The 23,030-nt window shown below is 61.7% G+C and carries 21 protein-coding genes and 1 pseudogene; 15 read left to right on the forward strand and 7 right to left on the reverse strand.

Annotated elements, in window-relative coordinates; translation table 11 throughout:
• Window positions 1-70 precede the first annotated feature (70 nt).
• Window positions 71-1,597, forward strand: coding sequence for a CoA-acylating methylmalonate-semialdehyde dehydrogenase (locus tag AB4O45_RS16825; RefSeq protein ID WP_460160329.1), 1,527 nt, complete (start codon window positions 71-73; stop codon window positions 1,595-1,597).
• Window positions 1,598-1,607: 10 nt separating this feature from the next.
• Window positions 1,608-2,495 carry a 3-hydroxyisobutyrate dehydrogenase gene (gene mmsB, locus AB4O45_RS16830; protein WP_042608810.1) on the forward strand — a complete coding sequence of 296 codons (888 nt, stop codon included), beginning with the start codon at window positions 1,608-1,610 and terminating at the stop codon, window positions 2,493-2,495.
• A gap of 201 nt (window positions 2,496-2,696) precedes the next feature.
• Here the strand turns inward: mmsB and AB4O45_RS16835 are convergent, their stop codons facing one another.
• Both AB4O45_RS16835 and AB4O45_RS16840 read right to left on the reverse strand, forming a co-directional pair.
• Window positions 2,697-3,047 (reverse strand): cupin domain-containing protein, encoded by a 351-nt coding sequence (locus AB4O45_RS16835; RefSeq protein ID WP_016770579.1) that lies wholly within the window; start codon window positions 3,045-3,047, stop codon window positions 2,697-2,699.
• Window positions 3,048-3,089: 42 nt separating this feature from the next.
• The gene (locus tag AB4O45_RS16840; RefSeq protein WP_460160330.1) at window positions 3,090-4,028 is read right to left on the reverse strand and encodes a LysR substrate-binding domain-containing protein; all 939 of its coding nucleotides are present in this window, start codon (window positions 4,026-4,028) and stop codon (window positions 3,090-3,092) included.
• 216 nt (window positions 4,029-4,244) lie between these two features.
• On the opposite strand from AB4O45_RS16840, the gene AB4O45_RS16845 reads away from it, so the two are divergent.
• The gene (locus tag AB4O45_RS16845; RefSeq protein ID WP_460160331.1) at window positions 4,245-5,009 is read left to right on the forward strand and encodes a sulfite exporter TauE/SafE family protein; all 765 of its coding nucleotides are present in this window, start codon (window positions 4,245-4,247) and stop codon (window positions 5,007-5,009) included.
• On the opposite strand, the gene AB4O45_RS16850 is transcribed toward AB4O45_RS16845, so the two are convergent.
• Window positions 4,999-5,313 (reverse strand): putative quinol monooxygenase, encoded by a 315-nt coding sequence (locus AB4O45_RS16850; RefSeq protein ID WP_095180327.1) that lies wholly within the window; start codon window positions 5,311-5,313, stop codon window positions 4,999-5,001. The two genes, AB4O45_RS16845 and AB4O45_RS16850, sit on opposite strands and share 11 nt — an antisense overlap.
• Before the next feature lie 181 nt (window positions 5,314-5,494).
• Between AB4O45_RS16850 and AB4O45_RS16855 the strand changes: the two genes are divergently transcribed.
• The 7 genes from AB4O45_RS16855 (at window position 5,495) to AB4O45_RS16885 (ending at window position 12,719) form a co-directional block, all read left to right on the forward strand.
• On the forward strand, window positions 5,495-6,085 hold the full coding sequence (locus AB4O45_RS16855; protein ID WP_095180328.1) for an NADPH:quinone oxidoreductase MdaB: 591 nt from the start codon (window positions 5,495-5,497) through the stop codon (window positions 6,083-6,085).
• Between the two features lie 108 nt (window positions 6,086-6,193).
• Complete coding sequence (locus AB4O45_RS16860) at window positions 6,194-7,105, forward strand: LysR family transcriptional regulator (RefSeq protein WP_252887289.1); 912 nt, start codon at window positions 6,194-6,196, stop codon at window positions 7,103-7,105.
• Window positions 7,106-7,208: 103 nt separating this feature from the next.
• Window positions 7,209-8,102, forward strand: coding sequence for an NAD-dependent epimerase/dehydratase family protein (locus tag AB4O45_RS16865; RefSeq protein WP_460160332.1), 894 nt, complete (start codon window positions 7,209-7,211; stop codon window positions 8,100-8,102).
• 364 nt (window positions 8,103-8,466) lie between these two features.
• The gene (locus AB4O45_RS16870; RefSeq protein ID WP_460160333.1) at window positions 8,467-9,816 is read left to right on the forward strand and encodes a GntP family permease; all 1,350 of its coding nucleotides are present in this window, start codon (window positions 8,467-8,469) and stop codon (window positions 9,814-9,816) included.
• 16 nt (window positions 9,817-9,832) lie between these two features.
• Window positions 9,833-10,693, forward strand: coding sequence for a MurR/RpiR family transcriptional regulator (locus AB4O45_RS16875; RefSeq protein ID WP_024011492.1), 861 nt, complete (start codon window positions 9,833-9,835; stop codon window positions 10,691-10,693).
• Window position 10,694: 1 nt separating this feature from the next.
• Window positions 10,695-12,152 carry an N-acyl-D-amino-acid deacylase family protein gene (locus AB4O45_RS16880; RefSeq protein WP_460160334.1) on the forward strand — a complete coding sequence of 486 codons (1,458 nt, stop codon included), beginning with the start codon at window positions 10,695-10,697 and terminating at the stop codon, window positions 12,150-12,152.
• Window positions 12,153-12,350: 198 nt separating this feature from the next.
• Entirely contained in the window at window positions 12,351-12,719 is a 369-nt protein-coding gene (locus AB4O45_RS16885; protein WP_016771789.1) for a glyoxalase superfamily protein, read from the forward strand.
• A 252-nt stretch (window positions 12,720-12,971) separates the two neighbouring features.
• Here the strand turns inward: AB4O45_RS16885 and AB4O45_RS16890 are convergent, their stop codons facing one another.
• Both AB4O45_RS16890 and gliR read right to left on the reverse strand, forming a co-directional pair.
• On the reverse strand, window positions 12,972-13,337 hold the full coding sequence (locus AB4O45_RS16890; protein WP_252883149.1) for a DUF6124 family protein: 366 nt from the start codon (window positions 13,335-13,337) through the stop codon (window positions 12,972-12,974).
• A 476-nt stretch (window positions 13,338-13,813) separates the two neighbouring features.
• Window positions 13,814-14,830 (reverse strand): AraC family transcriptional regulator GliR, encoded by a 1,017-nt coding sequence (gliR, locus tag AB4O45_RS16895; protein ID WP_460160335.1) that lies wholly within the window; start codon window positions 14,828-14,830, stop codon window positions 13,814-13,816.
• 188 nt (window positions 14,831-15,018) lie between these two features.
• On the opposite strand from gliR, the gene AB4O45_RS16900 reads away from it, so the two are divergent.
• The 5 genes from AB4O45_RS16900 (at window position 15,019) to AB4O45_RS16920 (ending at window position 20,643) form a co-directional block, all read left to right on the forward strand.
• A complete protein-coding gene (locus AB4O45_RS16900) occupies window positions 15,019-16,623 on the forward strand; it encodes an FAD-binding oxidoreductase (protein WP_460160336.1) in 1,605 nt (534 codons plus the stop codon).
• Window positions 16,620-18,215, forward strand: a complete 1,596-nt coding sequence (locus AB4O45_RS16905; protein WP_460160337.1) for a glycerol-3-phosphate dehydrogenase/oxidase — start codon at window positions 16,620-16,622, stop codon at window positions 18,213-18,215. The genes AB4O45_RS16900 and AB4O45_RS16905 overlap by 4 nt, the downstream gene beginning before the upstream one ends.
• Entirely contained in the window at window positions 18,212-19,762 is a 1,551-nt protein-coding gene (locus AB4O45_RS16910; protein ID WP_460160338.1) for an FGGY-family carbohydrate kinase, read from the forward strand. The genes AB4O45_RS16905 and AB4O45_RS16910 overlap by 4 nt, the downstream gene beginning before the upstream one ends.
• A 219-nt stretch (window positions 19,763-19,981) precedes the next feature.
• Complete coding sequence (locus tag AB4O45_RS16915; protein WP_150635997.1) at window positions 19,982-20,227, forward strand: FitA-like ribbon-helix-helix domain-containing protein; 246 nt, start codon at window positions 19,982-19,984, stop codon at window positions 20,225-20,227.
• Window positions 20,224-20,643 carry a type II toxin-antitoxin system VapC family toxin gene (locus AB4O45_RS16920; protein ID WP_150635999.1) on the forward strand — a complete coding sequence of 140 codons (420 nt, stop codon included), beginning with the start codon at window positions 20,224-20,226 and terminating at the stop codon, window positions 20,641-20,643. The genes AB4O45_RS16915 and AB4O45_RS16920 overlap by 4 nt, the downstream gene beginning before the upstream one ends.
• Window positions 20,644-21,058: 415 nt before the next feature.
• Here AB4O45_RS16920 and AB4O45_RS16925 read toward each other — a convergent pair whose 3' ends face one another.
• Together AB4O45_RS16925 and AB4O45_RS16930 are read right to left on the reverse strand one after the other, a co-directional pair.
• Window positions 21,059-21,922 carry a methyl-accepting chemotaxis protein gene (locus AB4O45_RS16925; protein ID WP_370593494.1) on the reverse strand — a complete coding sequence of 288 codons (864 nt, stop codon included), beginning with the start codon at window positions 21,920-21,922 and terminating at the stop codon, window positions 21,059-21,061.
• Between the two features lie 42 nt (window positions 21,923-21,964).
• Window positions 21,965-22,978 (reverse strand): annotated as a pseudogene (locus tag AB4O45_RS16930) (methyl-accepting chemotaxis protein); the annotation flags it as partial.
• Window positions 22,979-23,030: the final 52 nt, after the last annotated feature.

Here is a 23,030-nt window from a genome sequence, read left to right on the forward strand (position 1 = left end):
ACACACGCCTCATCTCAAGGCGAACCTTTCGCCTTGGCTCCTACGATAAAAACAAGTTCTGGAGACCAGCATGAACGCATCGCTTACGCCCAACGACACCACGCTGCAAAAGGTCAAACTGCTGATCGACGGCGAATGGGTCGAGTCGCAGACCACCGAGTGGCACGACATCGTCAACCCGGCCACCCAGCAAGTGCTGGCCAAGGTTCCGTTCGCCACCGCCGCTGAGGTCGATGCCGCTGTCAGCGCCGCCCAGCGCGCGTTCCAGACCTGGAAACTGACCCCGATCGGCGCGCGGATGCGCATCATGCTCAAGTTGCAAGCGCTGATCCGCGAGCACTCCAAGCGCATCGCAGTGGTCCTCAGCGCCGAGCAGGGCAAGACCATTGCTGATGCCGAAGGCGATATTTTCCGTGGCCTGGAAGTGGTCGAGCACGCGTGCTCGATCGGCACCCTGCAAATGGGTGAATTCGCCGAGAACGTCGCCGGCGGCGTCGACACTTACACCCTGCGCCAGCCGATCGGTGTGTGCGCCGGCATCACGCCGTTCAACTTCCCGGCGATGATTCCGCTGTGGATGTTCCCGATGGCGATCGCCTGCGGCAACACCTTCGTGCTCAAGCCGTCGGAACAGGATCCGCTGTCGACCATGCTGCTGGTGGAACTGGCCATTGAGGCTGGCGTTCCGGCGGGCGTGCTCAACGTCGTGCACGGCGGCAAGGATGTGGTCGATGGTCTGTGCACGCACAAGGACATCAAAGCCGTGTCGTTCGTCGGTCCGACCGCTGTCGGCACCCACGTTTATGACCTGGCCGGCAAACACGGCAAGCGCGTGCAGTCGATGATGGGCGCAAAAAACCACGCCGTGGTACTGCCGGACGCCAATCGCGAGCAAGCGCTGAATGCCTTGGTCGGCGCCGGTTTCGGTGCGGCCGGGCAACGTTGCATGGCCACGTCGGTGGTGGTGCTGGTCGGTGCCGCAAAACAGTGGCTGCCAGACCTGAAAGCACTGGCGCAAAAACTCAAGGTCAACGCCGGCAGCGAGCCAGGCACCGATGTCGGTCCGGTGATTTCGAAAAAGGCCAAGGCGCGGATTCTCGAACTGATCGAAAGCGGCATCAAGGAAGGCGCCAAGCTTGAACTCGATGGTCGTGACATCAGCGTGCCGGGTTATGAACAAGGCAATTTTGTCGGCCCGACCCTGTTCTCCGGTGTGACCACCGACATGCAGATCTACACCCAGGAAATCTTCGGCCCGGTGCTGGTGGTGCTGGAAGTCGACACCCTCGATCAGGCGATTGCGCTGGTCAACGCCAACCCGTTCGGCAACGGCACCGGCCTGTTCACCCAGAGCGGCGCGGCGGCGCGTAAATTCCAGACTGAAATCGACGTCGGTCAGGTCGGCATCAACATTCCGATTCCGGTGCCGGTACCGTTCTTCAGCTTCACCGGTTCGCGCGGTTCGAAACTCGGCGACCTCGGCCCGTACGGCAAGCAAGTGGTGCAGTTCTACACGCAGACCAAAACGGTCACGGCGCGCTGGTTCGATGACGACAGCGTCAACGACGGCGTGAACACCACCATCAACCTGCGCTGAGGATTCGATCATGAAAATCGCATTTATCGGGCTGGGCAACATGGGCGCGCCGATGGCGCGCAACCTGATCAAGGCCGGCCACTCGCTGAATCTGGTCGACCTGAACAAAACCGTGCTGGCGGAACTCGAGCAACTGGGCGGCACCATCCGCGCTTCGGCCCGCGAGGCGGCGGAAGATGCCGAACTGGTGATCACCATGCTCCCGGCCGCGGTGCATGTGCGCAGTGTCTGGCTGGGTGAAGAGGGCGTGCTCGCCGGCATTCGCCAAGGCGTGCCGGCGGTGGATTGCAGCACCATCGATCCGCAGACCGCCCGCGACGTCGCAGCGGCCGCCGCCAAACAAGGCGTGGCCATGGCCGATGCGCCGGTCTCCGGCGGCACTGGCGGTGCGACGGCTGGGACGCTGACCTTTATGGTCGGCGCTACCCCGGAACTGTTCGCCACCCTGCAACCGGTGCTGGCGCAGATGGGCCGCAACATTGTGCATTGCGGTGAAGTCGGCACCGGCCAGATCGCCAAGATCTGCAACAACCTGCTGCTGGCGATTTCGATGGTCGGCGTCAGTGAGGCGATGGCGTTGGGCGATGCGCTGGGGATCGACACCGGCGTGTTGGCCGGGATCATCAACAGCTCCACCGGCCGCTGCTGGAGTTCGGAGATGTACAACCCGTGGCCGGGCATCGTCGAAACGGCGCCGGCCTCGCGCGGTTATACCGGCGGGTTCGGTGCAGAACTGATGCTCAAGGATCTCGGGCTGGCGACGGAAGCGGCGCGGCAGGCGCATCAACCGGTGGTGCTCGGCGCGGTGGCACAGCAGTTGTATCAGGCGATGAGTCAGCGCGGTGACGGTGGGAAAGACTTCTCGGCGATCATCAACAGCTATCGCAAGCCGCAGTAACGCGATCAGCCCTTTGTGGGGAGGGGGTTTATCCCCGTTGGGTTGCGCAGCAGCCCCCTACATTGTGTCAGGCAAACCGAGTGCTCAGGGTTTGCGACTGCTGCGCAGTCGAGCGGGGATAAATCCCCTCGCCACAGGTTTTTAGCAACGCCGGGATATTTGCCGGGAAATCATGTCGGGTGATTTCCCGGCTTTTTTGCATCAGGCGAAGACGAAGTATTTGCGCACGGTCTCGACCACTTCCCACGTGCCTTTCATACCCGGCTCAACCACGAAGATATCGCCCGCGCGCAGATGAATCGGCGCCATGCCGTCCGGGGTGATCACGCAGTAGCCTTCCTGGAAATGGCAGTACTCCCACTTCACATAATCGACGCGCCACTTGCCCGGTGTGCAGATCCAGGTGCCCATGATCTTGCTGCCGTCTTCGCTGGTGTAGGCATTGAGGTTGACGGTGTGCGGGTCGCCTTCGAGTTTTTCCCATTTGCAGGCGTCGAGCACTGGCAGCGGGTGGGTGTCGCGCAGAACGGTGATAGGGGCGGTCGCGGTCATGAGGGACTCCGGGCAAGTGGACTTGAGAATTGAAGTCGCACCCTATAGCGGCCGGTCGCCGCTCAGTTGTCTGGGGTCGACATCGGAGTGCTCAGAAACGCGCGCAGCGGTGAGCGCTTGTAACAATGCGTTGGCATAACCCGGCAGCGCGGCGAAATCTCTCGCGCAGAGCAATAACGTGCGGCGCGCCCACGGTTCATTGAGCGCCACACATTTGAAGCGTTCGACCGTCGCGCGTTCGACAGCGGCCAAGGGCACGATGGCCAGGCCGGCGCCATGGGCGACCATACGCATCGCGCCATCAAAGCCATCGGCGCGAATGCGCACCTGCATCCGCGCGCCGCTGTGCAGCGCCTGTTCTTCCAGATAAATCGCCAATGCGCTGTCGGCGCTGAGTCCGACAAAGTCGTGCTGCAACGCGTCGCTGAAACTGACCTCGGCAACGTCAGACAACGGGTGATCAAGCGGCAGAATCAGCACCAGCGGATCATCACGAAACGCCTGGGTCTGCAGGCCGTTGGTGTCGACCGCGTCGGAGACGATGCCCAAGTCCGCTGCGCCTTCGCGCAAGGCATGAGTGATCCGCGCACTGGGCAGTTCCTGTAGATCAATGTCGAGATTGGGATGGCTGCGCAGGAAATCCGCGAGCACTTCCGGAAGGTGCTCGGTGATCGCCGTGGTGTTGCATAACAGCCGCACCTGACCTTTGACGCCTTGCGCGTAATCGGCCAGATCCTGCTGCATGCGTTCGGCTTGTTGCAAAAGAATGCGCGCGTGGCGGGCGAGGGCTTTACCGGCCGGGGTCGGGGTGACGCCGCGCCGACCACGTTCGAGGAATTCGGCGCCCAGCGAGGCTTCCATCGCGCGGATTCGGGCGCTGGCGGCGGCGAGGGACAAGTGGCTGCGGGCGGCGCCGGCGGTGATGTTGCCGGTGTCGAGGATATGCAGGTAGAGGCGCAGGTCGGTGAGGTCGAAGTGCATGGGGTTTGCCTGTGGTTTCGCGGTGGCTGGGCTGGCCCTTTCGCGAGCAGGCTCGCTCCCACAGGGACTTATGTACAGCGCAGATCCCGTGTGGGAGCGAGCCTGCTCGCGAAGAGGTCAGATGCCTCAAAGCCGATGTCAGCCTCTTGCAAAGGAAGAGGCTGCCTAAGTATATGGCAGATTTTCCCCCAGCCCGGATCAGTGCACATTACCCCAATGCACACACTGACCGACTTCTACCAAACCCTCGGCCTGACCCTTTCTCTACTGGTCATCGCCACCTTCCTCCTCGCCGGCACGGTCAAAGGCGTGATCGGCCTCGGCCTGCCCACTGTCGCGATGGGCCTGCTCGGTCTGGCTATGGCGCCGGCGCAGGCAGCCGCTTTGTTGATCGTCCCCGCGACCCTGACCAACCTCTGGCAACTGGCCTTCGGTGGCCACCTGAAAAGCTTGATCAAACGCCTCTGGCCCATGCTGCTGATGATCTTCCTCGGCACCGGCATCGGCACCCTCTGGCTCGGCATGTCCAGCGGACATTGGGTGGTGCGCGGACTTGGCGCGGCGCTGTTGCTGTATGCATTGAGCGGATTGTTCTTGCCCACGCTACACGTCAAATCCGCGCATGAATCGTGGCTCGGCCCGCTGAGTGGCCTGATCACCGGCGTCATCACCTCCGCCACCGGCGTCTTCGTGATTCCGGCGGTGCCGTACCTGCAAGCGCTGGGGCTGAGCCGCGATGAGCTGGTGCAGGCGCTCGGCCTGTCCTTCACCGTCTCGACCCTGGCGCTGGCCGCTGGGCTGCTCTGGCACGGCGCACTCGGCGGTGGCGAATTGAGCGCCTCGCTGCTGGCGCTGATCCCGGCCATGCTTGGCATGTGGCTCGGTCAGTGGTTGCGTCAGCGCATCAGTGCGGTGCTGTTCAAGCGGGTGTTCTTTATCGGACTGGGCGCGCTCGGCGCCCATTTGCTGATCAGCGGCTAGCCGACGATTCGCTGAGCATGTCGATCGCGCGGATATCGAAATCGCGCTCAAGATAGTCCATGCGCCTGGCGAAAAACGCTTTCATGTGCGGCAACGCCGAGTGCACATCCAGATGCGCCTGGCTGGCCCAGATCTCGTAGAAGATAAACAGCGTCGGATCTTCCTTGTCGCGCAGCATGTGGTACTCGATGCAGCCCGGTTCGGCGCGGCTTGGCTCGACGTAAGCGCGGAACAGCGCTTCGAACTCGGCGGCTTTTTCCGGGTGGGTCTTGGCGTGCAGGATGAAACCCTGGCGTTCACTCATCACAACTTCCTCAAAAGCAGAAAGCGGCGATGCTACGGCAACAATTGCCGATCGATTCGTGCGTTTTGATCAAATGTATTTTGCGTCGATGTGGCTGTTTCAGCGCGAGATCGATGGTTAATCTGCCGCCATTCCAATTCCTGTTTCAATCCAGCCTTGAAGGCTGCGCCGAGGTTTTCCGATGAAGAAAGTGCTGTTGCTCAATGGCGGTAAAAAATTCGCCCATTCCGATGGCCGCTATAACACCACCCTGCACGAAACCGCGCTGAGCGTGCTCGATCGCGGCGGTGTCGACGTCAAGACCACGTTTATCGACGAGGGCTATGACGTTGCCGAAGAAGTGGCGAAATTCCTCTGGGCCGACGTGATCATTTATCAGATGCCGGGCTGGTGGATGGGCGCGCCGTGGACGGTGAAAAAGTACCTCGACGAAGTCTTCACCGAAGGTCACGGCAGCCTCTACGCCAGCGACGGCCGCACCCGTTCCGATGCCTCGCAGAAGTACGGCAGTGGCGGTCTGATTCAGGGCAAGCAATACATGCTGTCGCTGACCTGGAACGCGCCGCAGCAAGCCTTCGATGACCCGACGGATTTCTTCGAAGCCAAAGGCGTGGACGCGGTGTACTTCCCGTTCCACAAGGCCAACGAGTTTCTGGGCATGACCGCGCTGCCGACCTTCCTCTGCGTCGACGTAATGAAGCGTCCGAATATCGAAAACGATGTGGCGCGTTATGAGCAGCATCTGACTGAGGTGTTTGGCCTCAAGGCTTGAGGCTTTCAGGCTAATATCGGGGTCACAGCAAAAGATCGCAGCCTTCGGCAGCTCCTGCAGAGGGCATGGCGATTGGTTGCGATCTTGGCGATTCCAAAGAGGACACCCGTGAAAGCCAGATCCGATGAGTTGCAGATTTTCGTCTGCGTGATCGAGTGCGGTTCGATTTCCGCCGCCGCCGAGCAGGTCGGCCAGACGCCGTCGGCCGTCAGTCGCACGCTGTCGAAGCTCGAAGCCAAGCTCGACACCACGCTGATCAACCGCACCACGCGACGCATGGACCTGACCGAGGAGGGCAAGTATTTCTTCGAACAGGCCAAGTTGATTCTCGACCAGATGGATCAACTCGAAGAACGCCTGTCCTCGCGCCAGCAGACCCCATCCGGGCGCCTGCGCATCAACGCTGCCTCGCCGTTCATGCTCCACGCCATCGTTCCCTACATCGACGAATTCCGGCAGCTGTACCCGGACATCCTGCTCGAACTCAACAGCAATGACCTGATCATTGACCTGCTGGAACAAAGCACCGACGTCGCCATCCGCATCGGCACCCTCGCCGATTCGACGCTGCACGCGCGTTCGCTCGGTTGCAGTCCGTTGATGATTGTTGCCAGCCCCGCCTATTTGAAAAAGCACGGTGCGCCACGACAAGTGGCGGATTTGAGCGAACACACGTTGCTCGGCTTTACCCAGAACGAAGGCCTCAACCAATGGCCGCTGCGCTATGTGCATGGCGACCGCTGGCCGATCACCCCGGCAATCAGCGCTTCCAGCGGCGAGACCGTGCGCCATTTGGCACTGGAAGGGCAGGGCATTGCCTGTCTGTCGCATTTCATGACCATCGACGACATCCGCGCCGGACGCCTGAAAGTCCTGCTCGGTGAATTCAACAGTGGCTATCGCCAGCCGATCAACGCCGTGTACTACCGCAACTCGCAACTGGCGTTGCGCATTCAGTGTTTCCTCGACTTTATCCAGGGCAAACTCGCCGCCTACGCCAGCGCCGAATTCAAGGGCTGATTCGTGATCCCTGCGCAAGAGTGAATTGGCCGAGGGCGGGTTTTTCGCCGGGTTTCATCGGCCGATACTCGCTGCATCACTTATTCACGCAGGGAGTTTCTCCATGAACGTATTCGTTACCGGCGCGGCCGGATTTATCGGTGGGTCCATCGCCACCGGCCTGGTGCAGGCCGGGCACAACGTCACCGGCCTGGTGCGCAGCGCGGAGCAGGCTGATGAGCTGAAAGCATTGGGCATGAACGCGGTAATCGGCACCCTCGATGACAGCCAATTGCTGGCGCAACGGGCGCGTGCTGCCGATGCCGTCATCAACGCTGCTAGCAGCGATCATCGCGGTGCGGTGGAAGCGTTACTCGACGCTTTGCGCGGCTCGAATAAAGTCTTTCTGCACACCAGCGGTTCGAGCATCGTCGGCGATGCCTCCGGCGGCAAATCCAGCGATGTCATTTATTACGAAGACCACCTGCCGCAACCGACTGTCGATAAGGCCGATCGCGTAGCCATCGACAACCTCGTACTCGCGGCGGCGAAGGATGGCGTGAACTCGGCGGTGATCTGCAACACCTTGATTTACGGCCACAGCCTTGGCGTCAAACGCGACAGCGTGCAATTGCCGCGACTGCTCAAGCAGGCGCGCAAGAGCGGCGTGGTGCGCCACGTTGGCAGCGGCCAGAACATCTGGTCCAACGTGCATATCGAAGACGTCGTCGCCTTGTATCTGCTGGCGCTGACCAGGAATGTGCCGGGCACTTTCTACTTCGTTGAAAGCGGTGAAGCGTCGTTCATCGACATGACCACCGCCATGGCCGACGCCCTGAACCTGGGCAAACCGCAAGACTGGCCACTGCAAGACGCCGAAGCCGAATGGGGCTATGAAATGGCCAACTACGGCCTCGGTTCCAACAGCCGCGTACGCGGCAAACACGCCCGGGAACTGCTGGGCTGGACGCCGAAGCGCACGTCGGTGGTTGAATGGATTCGTAACGAAATGGTGTGAGTCCAGCGCGCACCGAGTGAAGCCATTCGCGAGCAGGCTCGCTCCCACAGGTGACCGCGTTCTGCCTGGAAAAATGTAATTCCTGTGGGAGCTGGCTTGCCAGCGATAGCGGTGGATCAGTCGCCACCCATGTTGAACGTGGCGCCGTCATCGCTGGCAAGCCAGCTCCCACAGGGACTTGTGGTGGCCAGGAAGCCATGAAAATCCCACACTCCGATTTTCATTAAACACGACAACACATATCCACCAACGACACCTCTTGTCTCTCCACGAAAATTACTTTCATGCGGTTTGAAATCTCTATCTCGAAATGATTTATGAGTTTCACAACCCATTCGAACGTGACCCTTTCGAGGAGTACCGCATGACGCCTTCCTTCGGCTATTGGCTGCTGGTTTACGCCGCTGTGGCCATCATCGCGCTGATCGTGTTGATCGCCCGTTACCGGCTCAATCCGTTCATTGTCATCACCCTGATTTCCCTGGGCCTGGCGCTGGTGGCCGGGATGCCGCCGTCGGCTGTGGTGGGTGCGTATGAGGCGGGTGTCGGCAAGACGTTGGGGCATATTGCGCTGGTGGTGGCGTTGGGGACGATGCTTGGCAAGATGATGGCCGAGTCCGGCGGCGCCGAGCAGATGGCGCGCACGCTGATCGAGAAATTCGGTGAGAAGAACGCGCACTGGGCGATGGTCTGCATCGCGTTTCTGGTCGGCTTGCCGCTGTTCTTTGAAGTCGGTTTCGTCTTGCTGGTGCCAATCGCCTTCACCGTGGCGCGCCGGGTTGGCGTGTCGATTCTGATGGTCGGTTTGCCGATGGTCGCCGGCCTCTCGGTGGTGCATGCGCTGGTGCCGCCGCACCCGGCGGCGATGCTTGCGGTGCAGGCCTATCAGGCGTCGGTCGGGCAGACCTTGCTGTTCGCCATCGCGATCGGCATTCCGACCGCGATCATCGCCGGCCCGCTGTACGCGAAATTCATCGTGCCGCGCATTCAATTGCCGGCGGACAATCCGCTGGAAAAGCAATTTCTCGAGCGCGAGCCGCGCGACAGATTGCCGGGTTTCGGCATCACCATGGCAACCATTCTGCTGCCGGTGGTGCTGATGTTGATCGGCGGCTGGGCCAATCTGATTTCCACCCCCGGCAGTGCGTTCAACCAGTTCCTGCTGTTCATCGGCAATTCGGTGATCGCGCTGTTGCTGGCGACTTTGCTGAGCTTCTGGACGCTAGGGATTGCCCAAGGTTTCAACCGCGAATCGATCCTCAAATTCACCAACGAATGCCTCGCGCCCACCGCCAGCATCACCTTGCTGGTCGGCGCGGGTGGCGGCTTGAACCGGATTCTGGTGGATGCCGGCGTTACCGATCAGATCGTCGGCCTCGCTCACGAATTTCATCTGTCGCCGCTGATCATGGGCTGGTTGTTCGCTGCGCTGATGCGCGTTGCCACTGGCTCGGCCACCGTGGCGATGACCACCGCATCAGGCGTTGTCGCGCCGGTGGCCATCGGTCTGGGTTATCCACACCCTGAGCTTTTGGTGCTGGCGACCGGCGCGGGCTCGGTTATCTTTTCCCACGTCAACGACGGCGGCTTCTGGTTGATCAAGGAATACTTCAACATGACGGTCGCGCAGACGTTCAAGACCTGGACCGTGCTTGAGACGTTGATTTCGCTGGTCGCTTTCGCGCTGACCGTCGGCCTTTCCTACCTGCTGTAACCGGAGCCCGCCGCCCATGGATATCCTCTACCAGATCCGCGCCCGCCAGGATTCCTTCAGTGCCGGCGAGGGGCGCATTGCGCGGTTGATGCTCGACGATGTCGGCTTTGCCGCCAGCGCCAGCCTCGAAGACCTCGCACAACGCGCCGAGGTCAGCACCGCTACGCTGTCGCGCTTTGCCCGCACGGTCGGCTGCCGCGACCTGCGTGATCTGCGCCTGCAACTGGCCCAGGCCAGCGGCGTTGGCAGCCGTTTTCTGGACCCGGCGGGCACGCCCGAGCAGTCGGCGTTCTACGGGCAGATTGTCGGCGACATCGAAACCACGCTGCGCCAGCATCTGGCCGGTTTCGATGAATCGCGCTTCGCCGACGCAGTGAAATTGCTCAGCCAGGCGCGGATGATTCACGCGTTCGGCATGGGCGGTTGCTCGACCCTGTGCAGCGATGAATTGCAGGTGCGTCTGGTGCGCCTCGGTTACCCGATCGCGGTGTGCCACGACGCGGTGATGATGCGCGTCACCGCCGCCAGTTTGAACGCCGAGCAAGTGCTGATTGCCTGCTCGCTGACCGGCATCACCCCGGAGCTTTTGGAAACCGTGGAGCTGGCGCGCAATTACGGCGCGCGCATTCTCGCCATCACTCGCGGCGATTCACCGTTGGCCGAACTGGCCGACGTCGTCCTGCCGCTGCAAGGCGCGGAAACCTCGTTCATCTACAAACCGACGGCGGCGCGCTACGGCATGCTGTTGGCCATCGACGTGCTCGCCACCGAACTGGCGCTGGCCAGCCCTGAAGACAATCAAGAACGTCTGCGGCGAATCAAACTCGCCCTCGACGAATACCGTGGCGGCGACGATCACCTGCCGCTGGGAGACTGACATGCAGTACGACACCCTGATCCGCAACGCGCTGGTTATCGACGGCAACAACACGCCGGGCTACCGCGCAGACGTGGCAATTCTCAATGGCCGCATCGAGCGCATTGGTGACCTGTCTGACGCCCGCGCCAGCGAAGAAATCGACGCCGCCGGCCGGGTGCTGGCGCCGGGTTTCATCGACGTGCACACCCACGACGACACCGTGGTCATTCGCCAACCCGAGATGCTGCCCAAGCTTAGCCAAGGCGTGACCACGGTGATTGTCGGCAATTGCGGCATCAGTGCTTCGCCGGTCACCTTGAAGGGCAATCCACCCGATCCGATGAACCTGCTCGGCAGCGCAGCGGCGTTCGTCTACCCGCGTTTCAGCGACTACCGCGCCGCCGTCGAAGCGGCCAACCCCACATTGAACGTCGCCGCACTGGTCGGCCACACGGCGCTGCGCAGCAATCACCTCGACGATTTGTTCCGCACCGCAACGCCCGGCGAAATCGCCGCCATGCGCGAGCAGTTGCGCGACAGTCTCGAGGCTGGCGCGTTGGGTTTATCCACAGGTCTGGCCTACGCCAGCGCCTTCAACGCGTCCACCGATGAAGTAATGCAACTGACCGAAGAACTGACGGCGTTCGGCGCGGTGTACACCACCCATCTGCGCAGCGAATTCGCCCCGGTGCTGGAGGCGATGGACGAAGCATTTCAGATCGGCCGACACGCGCAATCGCCAGTGATCATTTCCCATCTCAAATGCGCCGGCGTCGGTAACTGGGGGCGCAGTCCGCAATTGCTCGCAGCGCTGGAAGAGGCAGCGAAAAACCACCCGGTCGGCTGCGATTGCTACCCGTATGCGGCGAGTTCCTCGACCCTGGATTTGAAGCAAGTCACCGACGCGCACCGCATCACCATTACCTGGTCAACACCGCATCCGGAAGTCAGCGGGCGCGACCTGATCGACATTGCTGGCGAATGGAAACTGTCGCTGGAAGAAACCGCGAAACGGCTACAACCGGCGGGCGCGGTGTACTACGGCATGGACGAGGCCGACGTCAGAAGAATCCTCGCCCATCCGCTTTCGATGGTCGGTTCTGACGGACTGCCCGAAGACCCGTTCCCGCATCCGCGCCTGTGGGGCGCTTTCCCACGGGTGCTGGGCCACTTCAGTCGCGACGTCGGCCTGTTTCCGCTGCACACCGCCGTGCACAAAATGACCGGCCTGTCGGCGGCGCGTTTTGGCTTGCAGGAAAGAGGCGAGATTCGTGAAGGACATTGGGCGGATCTGGTGTTGTTTGATCCGCAAACCGTGCGTGACGTGGCCGATTTCAACGATCCGCAGCGGGCGGCGCAGGGGATTGACGGGGTTTGGGTCAACGGCGTGTTGAGTTATCGCGACGGGCAGGCGAATGGCAGCAGGGCAGGGCGGTTTCTGGCTCGCGAAGGTAATTTGCGCGAAGGATTTTATTGATGATGATGGCGCCAAAAGATCGCAGCCTTCGGCAGCTCCTACAGGAGATCGCATTCCAATGTAGGGGCTGCCGAAGGCTGCGATCTTTTGATCTATGTCTCATGGTGGCACTGTGCAATTAAAGAAAGCCATCCACAAGCCGATTTGCTGACATCCTCCCCGTCTACATTGTGGGGCCATTCAGTCAGGGAGCACCCCATGAGCTTCGGCAAAACCACCCCGATCCTGCGGATCTTCGATGAGGCCAAGGCTGTCGAGTTTTACGTCGATTTTCTCGGTTTCAAGATCGACTGGCAGCATCGCTTCGAAGCGAATTTTCCGCTGTATCTGCAGGTGTCGCGGGGCGAGTGTGTGCTGCATCTGTCCGAGCATCACGGCGATGCCTGCCCGGGTTCGGCGCTGCGTATCGAGACCGATGAGCTGGAGGCGTTTCAGCAGCAACTGATGGCCAAGGATTACAAGTTCTCGCATCCGCAGATTCAGGCGATGCCTTGGGGGAGTCAGGACATGACCATTGCCGATCCGTTTGGCAATCGGTTGGTGTTTACCAATGCGATCAGTCTTTGAGCTTGGCGCCCAAGATCAAAAGCCCCTCACCCTAGCCCTCTCCCGGAGGGAGAGGGGACCGACCGAGTTGACCGTGCTTCAAACGTCTACCTGAACGACCGTGTCGAATATGGATTCACAGCGATCATTTCAGGTCGGCGTATTTCGTGAGCATCGCACGGTCGGCCCCCTCTCCCTCTGGGAGAGGGCTGGGGTGAGGGCAATCCCTGACACCCCACCAAAATCAGCCCACACCAAATCCCCCAAAAACCCTCAATCAGTCGGCACCAACCGATCCAGCACCCGATTCACCGCCATCTCCGCCACCATCACAATCTGCGCAATGCCCTGCAACGTCTTGCGCTGCGAGCCGTTCACCAGCCCCGCCTGATCGTTGAGCATCACCGTCGCCGACCCCAACGTTTCGCAGGCGTCGGCCAACAGCGATTCGTTGTCGGCCTCGGGATTGGCCATGTACAGCGTGTTGGATTTGTAGGGCGGGGCCATGAATTCGGCGCTGGATGGGCCGAGGTAATGGTCGAGGGCGCGGTCGGCGGCTTCGTGGAATTTCTTCGAGTCGGCGGATTCGTAGGGGGATGCCGGGTCGGTGGTTGGCGGGTTTGGGGTTACTTTGAACATATCCAGATCCTCATTTTGGCTGGCCACCGCTTTCCTACTAAAGAAAGTGGAGGCAGCTGTGCGCAGGTTAGTAGACCGGGGATCTGGGAAACCGGCGCGCCCGAGAGCGCCCTGCGCACAGCCACCATAAAGCTCAGGCGAGGCCTGACTGTCTGATGAACGATGCACCCCAAATACTCCGGGCTACTAAACCCGATCACTGATAGGCAGTGACGCAATCACAGTAGCGATGAGGTCTGGGGCGCACAAGCCGGCGGATTCTGGCGCAGGCGTAGGCAGCGGCGCAAGGAATTGTGGGTGGTTTCGCTGAATGTCTGGCGGCTTTAAACAGTTGTGCCAAGACGCGTTTAATCGGTGTGGCAAATGACGCCTTCGCGAGCAGGCTCGCTCCCACAAGGGGGCTGCGGTGAACTCGGAAATGCAGGCAACCGAGAACTACTGTGGGAGCGAGCCTGCTCGCGAAGAGGCCATCAGCATCACCGCCGATTCCGCAGCCGAAACTCCCCCGGCGGCATCCCGCGCCAGCTCTTGAACGTGCGATGAAACGAGCGCGGTTCGGTGAAGCCCAGATACTGCGCAATGTCCTGAATGGGCAACGTGCTGTTGAGCAAATAATGCTCGGCCAGTTCCTGACGCAGCTCATCGAGAATCTGCTGATACGACGTCCCGGCCTGCTGCAATTGCCGCTGCAACGTGCGCACCGAGACGCTGAGCTGCTCCGCCACTTGCTCCTTGCGCGGCAAGCCCTCCTTGAGCAAACCGCGCAGGATGTTTTTCACCTGCTGCGCCAGCGACGCATCTTCCAGCGTCGCCAGCAAACCCATCGCGTGTTCTTCCAGGGTTCGCAGCAATTGCGCATCGGCCTGGCGCAGCGGCAACTGCAAATACGCCAGCGGCACCACCAGCGCCGAATACCCCTGATCGAACCGCACCGGGCAGCCGAAAAACGCCTCGTACTCGGCCTGCGTCACCTCATCCGGCCGCGCATGCTCCAGCCATACGCAGGCCGGTGACAGCTGCGTGTCGGCGATCCAGCGCGCGTAGTGCAGCCACGAACCGAGCACGTTTTCTACCAGATGCCGACGAATCCGTGGCCGCTGGTAGCGGCACGTCCAGATCAGATGCACGTGCTCGCCCTGCACCTCGGCGCGGCTGACGCCCATGTCGCCGACGAGTTTTTCGAACGGCATGATCCGGCTCATGGCATCGCCCAACGTCGCGCAATTCATGGTGATGTAACCAAGCACGCTCCACGAATTGGGCAGGACGAAATTCGCCGCATGCAGCCCGAACAACCCATCGCCCGAGTGCTCGCAGAAATAATCCAGCAAGCGCTCGTGAACCTCACCCGGCAGGCGCAAGGTGTTGTCGCTCAACTGCTGCGCCTGCAACCCGGCCGCCGCCAACGCAGGCTCGATGGCCATGCCCAACTGTTCGGCGTGACGCAGGTATTTGAGCAGCGGCGGAACGGAAGTGAAGCCGAGCGATGGCATGGTCGCGGTCCTTTGATCGACGGCGCGTGAGCGAATGAATGCCGCAAGGTAAGTGGATTGCCCGGCGAAAGTAAATGCCCGGACGTTTGGCGCCATTGGCTACATGATCTGGCCGGATGCGACCGTGACAGATCTCCAGCGCTGACTAGTATGCAAGCTTGATCCAACGGCAGAAAAAGGACACACGCATGCGACGCTGGAACGGCTGGGGAGAGGCAGGCACGGTGGTCGAACTGCCGGCCCAGGGCGCGACATTTCTCGACGAACGCTTGGGCGCCGGCCGGGCATTGCCCGATGCGACCCTGGCAGCGGCGTTGGCGCAAGTGCCGACCTCGCGTCTGGTGCCGCATCGCTTGTACAGCGTCGATACTCACGATCGCCTGTTGCACGCGCGCGGCCAGAGCCTGCCGGACTGGCTGGCGTTGCGCGAAGGTGCGCTGGGTACTTATCCCGATGCCGTGGCGTTTCCCGAAACCGCTGAGCAGATCCGCCAATTGCTGGCCCTCGCCCATGATCAGGACCTGTGCCTGATTCCCTATGGCGGCGGCACATCGGTGGCCGGGCACATCAATCCGCCGAACTCCGCGCGGCCGGTGCTGACGGTGTCGCTGGCGCGAATGAATCGCCTGACCGACCTCGACGAACAGAGCCTGCTGGCGACATTCGGCCCCGGCGCCAGCGGGCCGCAAGTCGAAAGCCAATTGCGCGCGCGCGGCTACACGCTGGGGCATTTCCCGCAGTCATGGGAGCTGTCGACGCTGGGTGGTTGGGTGGCCAGTCGTTCCAGTGGTCAGCAGTCGTTGCGCTACGGGCGGATCGAGCAGTTGTTCGCTGGCGGCACCCTGGAAACCTTCGCCGGGCCTTTGCAGATTCCGACGTTCCCGGCGTCGGCGGCAGGTCCCGATCTGCGTGAAATGGTGCTCGGTTGCGAGGGCCGTTTCGGGATCATTTCCGAAGTCAAAGTGCGAGTCAGCGCGTTGCCGGCGGACGAACGTTTTTACGGTGTGTTCCTGCCCGACTGGCCGCAGGCGCTGCAAGCGATCCGGCAACTGGCGCAGGCGCGCGTACCGCTGTCGATGCTGCGCCTGTCCAACGCGGTGGAAACCGAAACGCAACTGGCGCTGGCCGGCCATCCGCAACAGATCGCCTGGCTGGAGAAGTACCTCAAGCTGCGCGGCGCCGGCGACGGCAAATGCCTGCTGACCTTCGGCGTCACCGGCAATCGCCAGCAAAACGCACTGTCACTGAAACACGCGCGCCAGCATCTGAAAGCCTTCGGCGGCGTGTTCACCGGCACCCTGCTGGGCAAGAAGTGGGCGCAGAACCGCTTCCGCTTTCCCTACCTGCGCGAGAACCTGTGGAACGCCGGTTACGTGGTCGACACCCTCGAAACGGCCACCGACTGGAGCAACGTCGACCACTTGCTCAGCCTCATCGAAAACAGCCTGCGCGACGCCCTGGCCGCCGAGGGCGAACGGGTGCATGTCTTCACTCATCTCTCGCACGTTTACGGCGAAGGCTCGAGCATTTACACCACTTACGTGTTTCGCCCGGCAGCGGACTATGCGGCGACGCTGGCGCGCTGGCGGGTGCTCAAACACGCGGCCAGCCAGACCATCGTCGACAACCACGGCACCATCAGTCATCAGCACGGCGTCGGCAAGGATCACGCGCCGTATCTGCTGCGCGAAAAAGGCCCGCTGGCGATGCAGACGTTGCAGGCGCTGAGCGAACATTTCGACCCGGAGGGGCGCCTCAACCCGGGCACGCTGTTGCCAGAGTCGCGGCCATGACGGCGGAATGGAACGCGCAGTGGCGCGAGCAGATGCTGCCGACGCTGGCGGATGAAACCTGGGACCTGATCGTCATCGGCGGCGGCATCAGCGGCGCCGGGATCGTCCGCGAAGCGGCGCGCCGGGGCTGGCGTTGTCTGCTGCTGGAGCAGCGCGATTTTGCCTGGGGCACCTCCAGCCGATCGTCGAAAATGGTCCACGGCGGTTTGCGTTACATCGCCAAGGGCCAGTGGCGCCTGACCCGCGATTCGGTGCGCGAGCGTCAGCGTTTGCTTGATGAAGCGCCGGGGCTGGTCCGGCCGATGAGTTTCATGATGCCGCACTATCGCGGCGGCTTTCCCGGGCCGCGCGTCATGGGCGGCTTGCTCTCGGTGTACGACGCGCTGGCGGGGCGGCGCAACCATGCTTTTCATGACGCCCAGCAACTGCGTTTTCTCGCCCCGGGGGTGAAGGAAAACGGCCTGCTCGGCGGCAGCTGTTTTGTCGATGCCCTGACCGATGATGCGCGGCTGGTGATGCGCGTACTGCGCGAGGCTCGGGCCGATGGCGCGGTGGTGCTCAATGGTGTGCGGGTCACGCAACTGCTGCGTGAAGGCGGGCGCGTGTGCGGGGTTCAGATCGAAGATGGCGAGGTCGGCGCGACGCTGCAATTGCGCTCCGCTGTGTTGGCCGTGGCCACAGGCGCGTGGGCTGAGCGCCTGCGTCCCGTTGAGTCAGCGAAGCAATTGCGCCCGTTGCGCGGCAGTCATCTGTTGCTGCCGGGCTGGCGTCTGCCAGTGGCGCAGGCGTTCACTTTTCTGCATCAGCGCGATCGGCGCCCGGTGTTTGTCTTTCCCTGGGAAGGCGCGACGGTGGTCGGCACCACGGACCTCGATCACCGCGACGATCTCGACCAGAGCGCGCGCATTTCCAGCGAAGAACTCGACTACCTGCTCGCCGCGTGCCAGCAGCAATTTCCCGGCGCCGAAATAGGCGTCGACGATGTGCTGTCGACCTGGTCAGGCGTGCGTCCAGTGGTCGGAAGCGCGGCGGGTGCGCATCAAGACAAACCATCGAACGAAACCCGCGAACATGTGCTGTGGCAGGAGCCCGGTTGCGTGACGTTGGCCGGTGGAAAACTGACCACATTTCGCCCGCAAGCGATCGAAGTGCTCAAGGCTTGTGCGGCGATGCTTGGGCGTTCCTTTATCGATGACGGCGCGCCGGTGTTCGCCGCTGTGCCGCCGCTGACGATTGCGGGACTGAGCGGCAATCAATGGCGACGCCTGGCCGGACGTCACGGTCGAGACCTGCCGAGGCTGGCGCAATTGCTCGGCGAACTCGGTCTGGAAACGGTTGGCGTCACCGATACTTTGTGGGCAGAGCTGGCGTTCGCCTGCGAGGCGGAAATGATTCTGCACCTGGATGATTTGCTGCTGCGTCGCACCCGTTTGGGCCTGTTGCTGCCGCGCGGTGGCGAGGATTTTTTCCCGGCGATCCGCACGCTGTGCCAGCCACGATTGGCCTGGGACGATGAGCGCTGGCAGGCGGAAATCCAGCGCTACCGTTTGCTGTGGCTGCGCGATCACGGCTTGCCGGAGATCACGCCATGAAATACCTACTGGCGATCGACAACGGCACCCAGAGCGTGCGCGCGCTGCTCTTCGATCTGCAGGGCAATCTGCTCGGCAAAGGCAAAGTCGACTTGCAGGCGTACTACTCGACGCAACCCGGTTGGGCCGAGCAGGATCCGGAATATTACTGGGCGAAACTCGGCGAGGCCTGCCAGCAACTCTGGCAGCAGACCGGCATCGACCGTGCGCAGATTGCCGGCGTGTCCCTGACTACCCAGCGCGGCACAGTGATCAACGTGGACGCCAAGGGCAAACCGCTGCGCCCGGCAATTGTCTGGCTCGATCAACGTCAGGCTGAGGTCGAGGGCAGCATCAAAGGGCCGTGGGGCTGGCTGTTCAAACTGGTCGGCGCCCAAGCGACGGTGGATTATTTTCGCGCCCAGGCCGAGGCCAACTGGATCGCCCGGCATCAGCCCGATGTGTGGGCGGCGACTGACAAGTTTTTGCTGCTCTCGGGTTTTCTCACCCATCGCTTGTGCGGGCGCTTCGTCGATTCGGTCGGCTGTTGCGTCGGCTATCTGCCCTTCGACTTCAAACGGCTGGGATGGGCGGCGCCGCGCGACTGGAAATGGCAGGCACTGGCGGTGCGCCCGGAGCAGTTGCCGAGCCTGCACAAACCCGGCGAAACCCTCGGCTACATCAGCGCCGAAGCCGCCCGCCACACGGGCATTCCCGAAGGGCTACCGCTGATCGCGGCGGGCGCGGACAAGGCCTGCGAAGTGATCGGCTCTGGCGTGGTCGATGCGCGCACTGTGTGCCTGTCCTACGGCACCACCGCGACCATCACCAGCACCCGCTCACGCTACCTGGAAATCGTCCCGCTGATCCCGCCGTACCCCTCGGCCGTGCCCGATCAGTACAACTGCGAAGTGATGATCTATCGCGGCTACTGGATGGTCAGCTGGTTCAAGAATCAGTTCGGCCTGCGCGAGATGCAACAGGCGAAAGCGCAGGGCATCGAACCGGAGCAACTGTTCGACGCACTGGTCGACGAAGTGCCGCCGGGCTCGATGGGCCTGATGCTGCAACCCTACTGGTCACCGGGCATCCGCGAACCGGGCGTTGAGGCCAAAGGCGCGATGATCGGCTTCGGCGACGTACACACCCGCGCGCACATCTACCGGGCCATTCTCGAAGGCCTGGCCTACGCGCTGCGCCAGGGCATGGAGAACATCGAGCGACGCTCAAAAGTCTCGATCAAACGGCTGCGCGTCGCCGGCGGCGGCTCACAAAGCGACGCCGCCATGCAACTGACCGCCAACATCTTCGGCCTGCCGGCAGAACGCCCGCATGTGTATGAAGCGTCCGGGTTGGGGGCGGCGATATGCTGCGCGGTGGGGTTGGGATTGCACAAGGATTTCCCATCGGCCATTGCGGCGATGACTCGGGTTGGAGCGGTCTTTAACCCACAACCCGAGGCGCAGGAGATTTACCAGCAACTGTACACAGACGTTTACCTGCGCATGTACCGGCAGCTCAAACCGCTGTATCAAAGCATCCGCAAAATCACCGGGTATCCCGAATAGTCCCCACACCATACACCCCAGTGGGAGCGAGCCTGCTCGCGAAGGCGGAGTGTCAGTCAATGATGATCTGAATGATCCACCGCTTTCGCGAGCAGGTTCGCTCCCACAGGGGTATTGCGGTGTGCCGTTACCGACGATGCCGCTCGGCGGGCCTGACTCCAATCGAACCTGAATATGCTAGCCTGCAATCGATGATTTCATTGATTGCAGGAGGGCGACGTGGCCAGCATCACCATTCGAAACCTTGACGAGAAGCTCAAGGAGCAGTTGCGCATTACCGCTGCACACAACGGACATTCCATGGAAGAAGAGGCTCGGCTGATTCTGGGCCGAGCGCTCACCACGGTTGATCGTGCCGGAGGGCTGGGCAGTCGGATCCACCAGCGTTTCAGCGCCGAGGACGGAGCCGAGCTCGATCTGCCTGCGCGTGCAGAAAAACCGCTCGGGGTGGATTTTTCTGAATGATAGTGCTCGATACCAACGTTCTATCCGAATTCATGCGTATCGAACCCGAGGCTCAAGTGTTGGCTTGGGTGGATGCGCAACCGGCCATGGACCTGGTCATCAGCGCAATCACCGTGGCGGAGATACTGCACGGCATCGCTCGATTACCTTCCGGCAAGCGCAAACAAAAACTCCAGGCCCACGCTTTGGCAATGTTTGAAGAGGATTTTGCCGGGCGGATTTTGCCATTCGATGCCCACGCAGCCGTCGAGTACGCGACGCTGGTAGCCGATGCAGAGGCGAAAGGGCGGGGGATTGCAATGGCCGATGCGCAAATCGCAGCGATCTGCCGAAATCGTGGAGCCGCGATTGCTACACGTAACGTCCGGTACTTCGAGTTTTCCGGGGTTAAAGTGATCAATCCGTGGCAGGTCTGAAAATCTGCTCTGTCATTTAAACAGCTTTCGCGAGCAGGCTCGCTCCCACAAGGTTTTGCGGTGTGATCAAAATCCAGCGAGCCCCACAAATCCAATGTGGGAGCGAGCCTGCTCGCGAAGGCGCAGTGTCAGGCAACTTTGATTTGATTGACCCACCGCCTTCGCGGGCAAGCCCGCTCCCACAAGGGATCTGCGGTGTGCTCAAATCCTGTGACCCACATAAATCCAAATGTGGGAGCGAGCCTGCTCGCGAAGACGGAGTGTCAGGCACTGTTAATTTGGCTGATCCACCGATTTCGCGTTCAAGCCCGCTCCCACAGTTATCGAGATGAACACATCAACAGTGCTCGACCACGAAAACCTGTGGGAGCGGGCTTGCCCGCGATTCGATTTCAGCTTCAGCGCAAAACCAAAATCAAACGCGGAAGTGGCTGACCATCTGCTGCAACTGACCACCCAACCGCGCCAGTTCAACACTCGACGCTGCCGTCTCATCACTCGCCGCTGCGGTCTGCTCGGACACGTCGCGCACGTTGATGATGCTGCGGCTGATCTCTTCGGCCACGGCGCTTTGCTGTTCGGCAGCGGCGGCGATCTGCTGGTTCATCGACTGGATGTTCGACACTGTACGGGTGATGTTTTCCAGCGAGGCGCCGGCCTTGCGCGTCAGGGCGACGCTGCTGTCGGTCAGCGCGCGGCTGTTGTTCATCACTGCCGAAACCTGCTGGGTGCCGTTCTGCAGACCGGCGACCAGACCTTCGATTTCCTCAGTCGACTTCTGCGTACGCTGAGCCAGACCGCGCACCTCATCGGCAACCACGGCAAACCCACGCCCGGCTTCACCGGCACGCGCTGCCTCGATCGCGGCGTTGAGCGCGAGCAGGTTGGTCTGTTCGGCGACAGCCTTGATCACGTCCATGACGCTACCAATCTTGTCGCTTTCCTGTTGCAGCACGCTCATCGCTTCGGTCGAACGCACCACTTCGCTGGCCAGACGCTCGATCTGCGCGATGGCCTCATTCACCACCTTGTCGCCTTCACGGGCCTCGCCGTCCGCAGCAGCGGCAGCTTGCGACGCTTCCTCGGCATTACGCGCAACTTCCTGCACAGTGGCAGTCATTTCGTGCATGGCCGTGGCGACCTGATCGGTCTCGACTTTTTGGCTGTTCACACCGGCGCTGGTCTGTTCGGTTACAGCCGACAACTCTTCAGCGGCGCTGGCAATCTGCGTGACGCCGTCGCGGATGCCGCTGATCAAGTCACGCAGGGTCACGCCCATGCGCGCGATGCCTTGCTGCAACACGCCGAGTTCGTCGCGGCGGGTAACGGTGACATTCTGGGTCAGGTCGCCGCTGGCGATGCGCTCGACCACGGCGAGGGTTTCCTGCAACGGACGGGTGATCTGACGGGTGATGATTACCGCCGCAATCACGCCAACCAGCAGCGCCAGCAACGTACTGATCAACTGGAAGGTGCGCGCCTGGGCACTTTCGGCGTCACGGCGATCAAGCTGGATCTGGTACAGCTGTTCGCTCAGGGCGACGATGGTGGTGCCCTGATCGGTCATTTCCTTACGCGCCTGCACCGCCTCGGTGTTGGCGTTCTTGTACGCCATCAACGCACTGCGATAGCTGGTCAGCGCGGTTTCCAATTGGCGCAGGGCATCCTGCTGAGTCGCGGCAAATTGCGCATTCAGTGGCTTGAGACTGGCGATGGCCGCGTCGATCTGGCCGACGGCTTTCTGCTCGGTTTCGGCATTGCTGGTCGCGGTGTAACCACGCACTTCATAGCGCGCGAGGATGAAGGCTTCCTTCGCTGCAGTAACCGCCTGGAACTGCTCGAAACGCTGATCGCTCAACTCCATCTGCTGCACGCGCTGGCTGATCGATTCGATCAGGTTGTAGGCGTTCTGGGCATTGACGCTCATGGTGTCGCGGGCGCTGTTGCCGGTGCGATAGGCGTTGCGCATTTTGTTCAGCGAGGTCTGGTATTCAGCGATGGTCGCCGCCTGCTGCTTGAGCAGTTTGACGTTCTCCGGACTCTTGAATTTGCTGATCAACGCCTGCTGCTGAGCAGCGAAGCTTTCCAGGGTGGTCTGCACATTCTGCGCGGCGGTTTCGTCGCCATTGGTCAGCATGTATTGCAGGCGCACCACGCGCAGTTTGGTCAGGCCAGCGTTGAGCTGGGTGATGTCGCTCATCCAGTTGCTGCGGTCGATCAGGCCGCCGAGGCTGGTCCAGCCGGTCAGCGCCAGAACGCAGGTCAGGGCCAGCACCAGGCCGAAGCCCAGGCCGAGTTTCATGTTCACGCTGATGTTACCGAACCAGCTATTCATGCAAATCCTCCAGAAACGTTGGGTTTCTTGGTCGTCAGTTAAGCTGGAAGAT

Source organism: Pseudomonas sp. S2_B10, assembly GCF_054668425.1.

Bases quoted from the DNA above. Each gene is read 5' to 3' on its own strand.
- AB4O45_RS16890 (WP_252883149.1), bottom strand. From the start codon at position 13,337: ATGTTCAAAGTAACCCCAAACCCGCCAACCACCGACCCGGCATCCCCC.
- AB4O45_RS16880 (WP_460160334.1), top strand. From the start codon at position 10,695: ATGCAGTACGACACCCTGATCCGCAACGCGCTGGTTATCGACGGCAAC.
- AB4O45_RS16855 (WP_095180328.1), top strand. From the start codon at position 5,495: ATGAAGAAAGTGCTGTTGCTCAATGGCGGTAAAAAATTCGCCCATTCC.
- AB4O45_RS16850 (WP_095180327.1), bottom strand. From the start codon at position 5,313: ATGAGTGAACGCCAGGGTTTCATCCTGCACGCCAAGACCCACCCGGAA.
- AB4O45_RS16925 (WP_370593494.1), bottom strand. From the start codon at position 21,922: ATGGGCGTGACCCTGCGTGACTTGATCAGCGGCATCCGCGACGGCGTC.
- AB4O45_RS16885 (WP_016771789.1), top strand. From the start codon at position 12,351: ATGAGCTTCGGCAAAACCACCCCGATCCTGCGGATCTTCGATGAGGCC.
- AB4O45_RS16910 (WP_460160338.1), top strand. From the start codon at position 18,212: ATGAAATACCTACTGGCGATCGACAACGGCACCCAGAGCGTGCGCGCG.
- AB4O45_RS16875 (WP_024011492.1), top strand. From the start codon at position 9,833: ATGGATATCCTCTACCAGATCCGCGCCCGCCAGGATTCCTTCAGTGCC.
- AB4O45_RS16835 (WP_016770579.1), bottom strand. From the start codon at position 3,047: ATGACCGCGACCGCCCCTATCACCGTTCTGCGCGACACCCACCCGCTG.
- AB4O45_RS16870 (WP_460160333.1), top strand. From the start codon at position 8,467: ATGACGCCTTCCTTCGGCTATTGGCTGCTGGTTTACGCCGCTGTGGCC.
- AB4O45_RS16900 (WP_460160336.1), top strand. From the start codon at position 15,019: ATGCGACGCTGGAACGGCTGGGGAGAGGCAGGCACGGTGGTCGAACTG.
- mmsB (WP_042608810.1), top strand. From the start codon at position 1,608: ATGAAAATCGCATTTATCGGGCTGGGCAACATGGGCGCGCCGATGGCG.
- AB4O45_RS16865 (WP_460160332.1), top strand. From the start codon at position 7,209: ATGAACGTATTCGTTACCGGCGCGGCCGGATTTATCGGTGGGTCCATC.
- AB4O45_RS16845 (WP_460160331.1), top strand. From the start codon at position 4,245: ATGCACACACTGACCGACTTCTACCAAACCCTCGGCCTGACCCTTTCT.
- gliR (WP_460160335.1), bottom strand. From the start codon at position 14,830: ATGCCATCGCTCGGCTTCACTTCCGTTCCGCCGCTGCTCAAATACCTG.
- AB4O45_RS16825 (WP_460160329.1), top strand. From the start codon at position 71: ATGAACGCATCGCTTACGCCCAACGACACCACGCTGCAAAAGGTCAAA.
- AB4O45_RS16905 (WP_460160337.1), top strand. From the start codon at position 16,620: ATGACGGCGGAATGGAACGCGCAGTGGCGCGAGCAGATGCTGCCGACG.
- AB4O45_RS16920 (WP_150635999.1), top strand. From the start codon at position 20,224: ATGATAGTGCTCGATACCAACGTTCTATCCGAATTCATGCGTATCGAA.
- AB4O45_RS16840 (WP_460160330.1), bottom strand. From the start codon at position 4,028: ATGCACTTCGACCTCACCGACCTGCGCCTCTACCTGCATATCCTCGAC.